At 67.7% G+C, this 5,960-nt stretch carries 8 protein-coding genes; 4 read left to right on the top strand and 4 right to left on the bottom strand.

The features are described from left to right. Positions 1 to 207: elongation factor P hydroxylase (locus tag SCI24_RS20375; RefSeq protein WP_318727112.1), on the bottom strand; the 207-nt coding region annotated here is incomplete at its 3' end. A 149-nt stretch (positions 208 to 356) separates the two neighbouring features. Between SCI24_RS20375 and SCI24_RS20380 the strand changes: the two genes are divergently transcribed. The 3 genes from SCI24_RS20380 to SCI24_RS20390 all read left to right on the top strand — a co-directional run bounded on the left by SCI24_RS20380 (position 357) and on the right by SCI24_RS20390 (position 3,673). After that, the gene (locus SCI24_RS20380; RefSeq protein WP_318727113.1) at positions 357 to 1,805 is read left to right on the top strand and encodes an MATE family efflux transporter; all 1,449 of its coding nucleotides are present in this window, start codon (positions 357 to 359) and stop codon (positions 1,803 to 1,805) included. Continuing rightward, the gene (locus SCI24_RS20385; protein WP_318727114.1) at positions 1,777 to 2,844 is read left to right on the top strand and encodes a DUF3080 family protein; all 1,068 of its coding nucleotides are present in this window, start codon (positions 1,777 to 1,779) and stop codon (positions 2,842 to 2,844) included. The genes SCI24_RS20380 and SCI24_RS20385 overlap by 29 nt, the downstream gene beginning before the upstream one ends. Positions 2,845 to 2,956: 112 nt before the next feature. Beyond that, entirely contained in the window at positions 2,957 to 3,673 is a 717-nt protein-coding gene (locus tag SCI24_RS20390; protein ID WP_318727115.1) for a hypothetical protein, read from the top strand. 15 nt (positions 3,674 to 3,688) lie between these two features. On the opposite strand, the gene tusA is transcribed toward SCI24_RS20390, so the two are convergent. Next, the gene (tusA, locus tag SCI24_RS20395; RefSeq protein ID WP_318727116.1) at positions 3,689 to 3,940 is read right to left on the bottom strand and encodes a sulfurtransferase TusA; all 252 of its coding nucleotides are present in this window, start codon (positions 3,938 to 3,940) and stop codon (positions 3,689 to 3,691) included. A gap of 41 nt (positions 3,941 to 3,981) precedes the next feature. Between tusA and SCI24_RS20400 the strand changes: the two genes are divergently transcribed. Then, entirely contained in the window at positions 3,982 to 4,272 is a 291-nt protein-coding gene (locus SCI24_RS20400; RefSeq protein WP_106228982.1) for an antibiotic biosynthesis monooxygenase family protein, read from the top strand. 17 nt (positions 4,273 to 4,289) lie between these two features. On the opposite strand, the gene rlmM is transcribed toward SCI24_RS20400, so the two are convergent. Beyond that, positions 4,290 to 5,357 (bottom strand): 23S rRNA (cytidine(2498)-2'-O)-methyltransferase RlmM, encoded by a 1,068-nt coding sequence (gene rlmM, locus SCI24_RS20405; protein ID WP_318727117.1) that lies wholly within the window; start codon positions 5,355 to 5,357, stop codon positions 4,290 to 4,292. Further along, on the bottom strand, positions 5,354 to 5,782 hold the full coding sequence (locus SCI24_RS20410) for a DUF2721 domain-containing protein (RefSeq protein WP_318727118.1): 429 nt from the start codon (positions 5,780 to 5,782) through the stop codon (positions 5,354 to 5,356). The genes rlmM and SCI24_RS20410 overlap by 4 nt, the downstream gene beginning before the upstream one ends. Between the last annotated feature and the right edge of the window lie 178 nt (positions 5,783 to 5,960).

A 5,960-nucleotide genomic window follows, 5' to 3' on the forward strand; every position in this document is an offset into this window, starting at 1 on the left:
CCGCCGGGCCCCGGCGATGCACCAGTGGCTGACCTCGTGCAGGGCGCTGGCGTAGAAGCCGCGGGCGAAGATCACCCGGTGCCAGGGAGAGGCATCGTCGGCCGGCAGGTAGAGGGGCTCGTCGCCGCCGCGCACCAGGCGGGCTTGATAACGGGGCATGAAGAGGCCGTCGAACAGCCCAATGACATCCTCGAGTCGGTGGCTCACGCAGGCTCCTGGAAGGCGCAAAGGACGCCATTATAGGGGCAAGGGCGCGCGGCGCGAAAATCGCTGCCTCCTGATAGACTGGACGGCCTGTCGGCGCTCGTCCCGGGCCGGACGCTGCCGACTCACCCTCGACACATGGAGCCGCTGCCTTGGCCTCGTTCGCCTCCCGCCTGCTGGCCACCAGCCGCAAGGAAACGCGCCCGCTGATGCGGCTTGCGCTGCCCATCTGCGGAGCCCAGCTGGCCCAGGCCGGAATGAGCGTCGTCGACGTGATGATGACCGGGCGCCTCGGCGCCACCGACCTGGCGGCGGTCTCGGTGGGTTCCAGCCTGTGGCTGCCGCTGATGCTGTTCATGACCGGCACCCTGATGGGACTGACGCCGATCGTCGCCCAGCTGCTGGGAGGCGGCCGCACGGCAGGGATCCGCCCCAGCGTCCACCAGGCGCTGTGGATCGCCCTCGTCATGGGCATGGTCGCCGCGGCGCTGCTGTGGGTCACGGTGATGCCGATCTTTCGCCTGATGGCGGTGCCCGAAGAGGTCGCGGGGCGCGCAGCCGCCTACCTGGCCGCCGTGGCCTTCGGCATGCCCGGGGTGGCGCTCTTCCAGGCGCTGCGCGCCTTCTCGGACGGCATGAACCATACCCGACCGTCGCTGTGGATCAGCCTGGTCGGCCTCGGGGTGAACATCCCCTGCAACTTCGTGCTGATCTACGGCGGCGAGGGGCTGACGGGACTGTTCGGCGACTGGCTGCCCGGCAGCCTGCAGGCCCTGCCGGCCCTTGGCGCCTTGGGCTGCGGCATTGCCACGGCGATCTCCATGTGGGTGATGGGCCTGGCGATGATCGCCTACACCCGGCACTCCCGGGCCTATGGCGACGTTGCGCTCTGGCACTCGCCCACGCCCCCACGCTGGCCGCTGATCGGCGAGCTTCTGCACGTGGGCGTGCCCATCGGCGTGGCGATCTTCGTCGAGGTGACGCTGTTCACCCTGATCGCCCTGTTCATCGCCAGCCTCGGCGAGATCACCGTGGCGGCCCACCAGGTGGCGCTCAACTACACCTCGATCCTGTTCATGCTGCCGCTCTCCCTGGGCATGGCCCTGACCGTGCGGGTCGGCAACACCCTGGGGCAGGGTCGCCCCGATGCCGCCCGGCTGGTGGCCTGGCACGGCATCCTGGTGGCGCTGGCCGTGGCGGGACTCAACAGCCTGCTGCTGTGGCTCACCGCCGAGCCGGTGATCGGGCTTTATACTCATGACAGCGAGGTACAGCGCCTGACCCTGACGCTTGTCGGCCTGGCGATGCTCTACCAGGTGTCGGACGCGTTGCAGGTCAACCTGGCCGGGGCCCTGCGAGGCTACAAGGACACCCGCATCATCATGCTGATCACCCTGCTGGCCTACTGGCTGGTGGGGCTGGGGGGCGGCCATTGGCTGGGCGCGCATGGCCTGTTCGGGTGGATCGCCCCGCTGGGCGTCCACGGCTACTGGATCGGCCTGATCGCCGGCTTGACCACCGCAGCCGTGCTGCTCGGCGAGCGGCTCAGGCGCATCAGCAAGGCGACGAACCATGGACAGATCGAGATTCCCGCCGGGTAAGGCCGGCCATGCATCCCGCCAGCGCGGGATCCGGGGGCTGGTGGCGACGCTGTTGCTGCTGCTGGCCGGCTGCGGAGAGGGCGACAGCGAGGCCCTGCTGCGCGACTACCAGCAGCGCCTGGCCGAGACCCTGGGCGTCGAAGCACCTGAGCGCGCCTCCCCGGACAACATCGGCGCCTTCCCCGAGCAGGACGAGCGGCTGTTCGAGATTGCCGAGACCCGTGAGGGCATGCTCGACGTCTATGCCCTTCGCGAGTGCCATATCGCCAACCTCGTGGCGGGACGCAACAACCAGCTCGGCAAGGTAGCGGCCCCCAGCCAGCGCTGGCTCTACGAGCTCGAGCTGTGGCGCCGGCTGAGCGGCTGCTGGAACGGCGACGTGCCGGACACCCTCTCCGAGGACAGCCGCGAACGCCTGGCCCGGCTCACCGCCACCAAGACCGATCAGCTGCCACGGGTCAGCTGGAACGCCCTGTTCGCCTCCGAGGAGTGGATCAAGAACTTCTCCCGGGCGAGCTCCCCCCTCTCCCCCGAGGCCCTTGGCGAGGTCGAGTCGCGCAGTGCCGCACTGCGCTACCTGCGCGAGGCGACCCTGCATCAGTTCGACCGCAACTGGCTGGCCGATTCGGCCACCCTCGAGGGTCACCTCAAGACCCTGCAGGAGCGCCCGCTCTCTGCCGAACTGCTGCGCGCCCTGCTGCTCGCCGAGCAGCGCCTGGCCGAGTCCTCGACGCTGATCGAGGACACCCTGGGAGAGCTTGACGGTGCCAGCTGCCGCGGGGCGGTCGACGACCTGGCCGACTCCCCCGAGGCGGCCCGCCTGGCGGCATGGGTGAACGACCTCGACCGCGCCGCCCGGCACTGGCTCGGGGCCATCGATGCCCTCCTCGAGGTGCATGTGGCAGCCCCGCCGGCGGTGGCCGACTATCGGCGCCAATGGCTCTCGTTGAGCGAGCCCGAGGCTCCCCTGCCGGCCTTCACGGCGGCCCGGGAGCGCCACGCGGCACTGCGCAATCGGCTCGCCCGTCACTGCCGATGAACCGCCGGGACTTAACCTCGGCAATCACTCTGTGCTATTGATGAAACAACAGTGACGCAGTGCGCTGCTTACCAGGCCGATGCCGTGACCACGCAGCACTTGGAGGGACATCATGGGAATCCCGCAGTCACCCCGCTCCGCCCGGGTCATCGACCTCGAGGCCATGCGCCAACGTCAGCTGGCCCGGCGCCGGTTGGTCCGCCTTTCACCCGAGCTGGACAACCTGGAGATGGTCTATCGGCTCGCCTCGGATGCCGACATCCTCTACGGCATGCCCCTGCTGGCCTGGGGCCTCCAGGAAGATGGCGAGGTGGTCGGCCTGGTGCCCTGGATGGAAGCCCTCACGCCCTGCCATCGCCTGGATGACGCCGAGCACGGCCACTTCATCGGCTATCGCGACCCGGAGACCGAGGAGCTCTTCGAGGAGGCGCCCGAGCACAAGGTGCTGGAACTCGAGCACGCCGCCGCCTACTTCGATTACGAGGAGACCGACGAGACCACGCTGATCCAGCAGCTTCCCGAGACCCAGGGGACCCATGCGCTGTGCATGGACGAGAGCGATGCGCCCTGGCAGCTGAAGCAGGTCTTCGGCTGGCGTCTCTACAGCGACGGCACCGTGGAGGCCCTGCTCGCCGACGAACGCCTCATCGAGACCACCCCGATCCTGCCCGGCGACCCCTGCCTCTATCCCGGCCACAGCCGCCACCGCGTGGTCTACTTCTTCCAGCGACAGATCGCCAACCGCATCCGCCACGAGGACCCCACCACCCTCGAGGCCCTGGCGCTGATGGTGATGCCCGGCAACGACGTTGACACCTCGACCGACTGACGGACTGGCCGCGACTCAGCCGAGACGGATAAAGTAGAGGTAGCGGCCGTCGTCTTCCTGCTGGTGCAGGAGCTCATGCCCGAGGAAGCTGCAGAACTTGGGGATGTCGCGGGTCGTGGCCGGATCGCTGGCGATCACCTTGAGCACCTCCCCCGCGTGCATGTCACGCACCTTGTTGTGCATCAGCATGATCGGCTCGGGGCAGTAGAGACCCGTGGTATCGAGTTGCGCATCACAGGCCGGCAGGGAATCCGCGGAATCAACCATCGATGACCTCGTTGCAGGACAGTTAAGTAAGGGAGTAACGGATGATCAAGATCATTATCGAACGTCGTATCATGCCCGGCCTGGAGGAGGAATACGAGGCAGCGGCCCGGGAGGCCATGCGCCACTCCCTGGGCGCCCGTGGCTTCGTCGGCGGCGAGAGCCTCGTCGAGCTTGGCCACAGCGATCGACGTCTGATGATCACCAAGTGGCGCGACATGCGCGCCTGGAAGGAGTGGTACCAGAGTGAGACACGCGCCCGGGTCATGCAGAGCCTGCTGCCGCTGCTGACCGAGGAGGAGCGTATCCGCATCTACGAGCCGACGACCCACTGACGGCTCGCGGATCCCCGTCAGTCCAGGAGTCGCACGTGTACCGTCACCTCCTCGCGATCATGGTAGAGGTGGCGACACGCCACCTCGGCCCGCACGCCGGCCTCGGCGAGCGCTGACTCCAGGCCCGCGAGGCAGCGTGAGACCTCCTGCCAGCGCTGCTTCATGGGCAGCTTCAGGTTGAAGACCGCCTCGCGGCACCAGCGCCGCACCAGCCAGCGCTGGACCATCGCCATCACGCGCGACGGCTTGTCGACGATATCGCACACCAGCCAGTCGAGCCGACCGGGCGGCTCCCAGACGAAGCCATCCTCGCGCAGGTGCTCCACCAGCCCCGTGGCCATCAACCCCTTGTCCATGGGGCCGTTGTCGATGGCATAGACATGCATCCCGCGCTGCACCAGCTGCCAGGTCCAGCCACCGGGAGCGGCACCCAGATCGGCCGCCTGCACGCCCTCCCCCAGACGCTCGTCCCATTCGTCTCGCGGGATGAATTCGTGCCAGGCCTCCTCCAGCTTGAGGGTGGAGCGGCTGGGCGCACGATGAGGAAAGCGCAGCCGGCGAATTCCCCCGGGGAGTTCGCTGCGATTGCCGGGGAAACTCATGCCCAGCTGCACGCGGTCACCGTCACTCCACAGCAGATGAAGCCGACGCCCGCCGGCCTTGCGCCGCAGAGCGCCGCGCTTCTTGAGCAGCGACTCCAGCGGTCGCTTCAGAGCCTTGATCAGGCCGGCGAGGGCCTTGGCCTCGTTGGTGTCAGGCGTCTCCTGCCAGACCGAGTCGAAGCTCCAGCCGCTCGCCACCACCTGCTCGATGATCGGGGTGAGACGATCCTCGCGCGGGAGCACAAGGGGCGGCAGCGCGAGCAGGCTCTGGCGGGCAAACACCAGGCCTGTCAGCGGCAGTGCCCGATGCAGGGCATTGGCCGGAGCATCGCCGGCGGCGATGAAGCGCACGAAACCGGCATCGGGCCTGGCATCGGCCTCTCCCTGCCAGCCGAGCGCCATGGCCTTGTCCGCGAGCTCTGCCGCCAGGTCATGCTCGAACCCCGGGCGACAATAGAGCAGCAGTTCGCCGGGCACGCTCATGGGCTGGCCTCCTCGGCCGCCACCGCGGAGGTGCCCTTCCTCAGGTCCTCGATATCCTGCAACTGGACATTGAGTGCATTGGTGGAAATGGTCACCTCCCAGAGCGAGTAGATCAGCGATATGGACAGGGTCACCAGGCTCACGCCGAAGAGCAGCATGCCCAGCAGTTCGAGCGACAGGAAGAGCGCGAACATCGACAGGGTGCAGAGCAGGAAGCTCAGCACGCCCGCCACCTGCATGCGCTTGGTCAGGGAGATGCGCCGACGCAGCAGCACAATCTGCCGGGCGGTGCCGGTCTGATGCCGGTCACGCTCCTCGTCCGCCAGCTTGCGGATCAGCTGGGCGAGCACCAGGAAGCGGTTGGTATAGGCCAGCAGCAGCAGCGAGATAGCGGGAAAGAGCAGGGCCGGGGTGGTCAGCGTCACGGAACGATCTCCGGTTGTCATTCGCAACGCCATGATAACAGCTGACACTTTCACGGGCCGCACATGAAAAGACCCCGTGCTCTTTGGAACACGGGGTCTTCTCGGGATAGGTGCCTGACGATGACCTACTCTCGCATGGGGAGGCCCCACACTACCATCGGCGCTGAGCGGTTTCACT

It is taken from the genome of Halomonas sp., assembly GCF_033549285.1.
Classification (GTDB): Bacteria; Pseudomonadota; Gammaproteobacteria; order Pseudomonadales; family Halomonadaceae; genus Halomonas.

Excerpts from the sequence above, each read along its gene's own strand:
- SCI24_RS20390 (WP_318727115.1), top strand. The coding sequence starts at position 2,957 with ATGGGAATCCCGCAGTCACCCCGCTCCGCCCGGGTCATCGACCTCGAG.
- SCI24_RS20385 (WP_318727114.1), top strand. The coding sequence starts at position 1,777 with ATGGACAGATCGAGATTCCCGCCGGGTAAGGCCGGCCATGCATCCCGC.
- SCI24_RS20400 (WP_106228982.1), top strand. The coding sequence starts at position 3,982 with ATGATCAAGATCATTATCGAACGTCGTATCATGCCCGGCCTGGAGGAG.
- tusA (WP_318727116.1), bottom strand. The coding sequence starts at position 3,940 with ATGGTTGATTCCGCGGATTCCCTGCCGGCCTGTGATGCGCAACTCGAT.
- rlmM (WP_318727117.1), bottom strand. The coding sequence starts at position 5,357 with ATGAGCGTGCCCGGCGAACTGCTGCTCTATTGTCGCCCGGGGTTCGAG.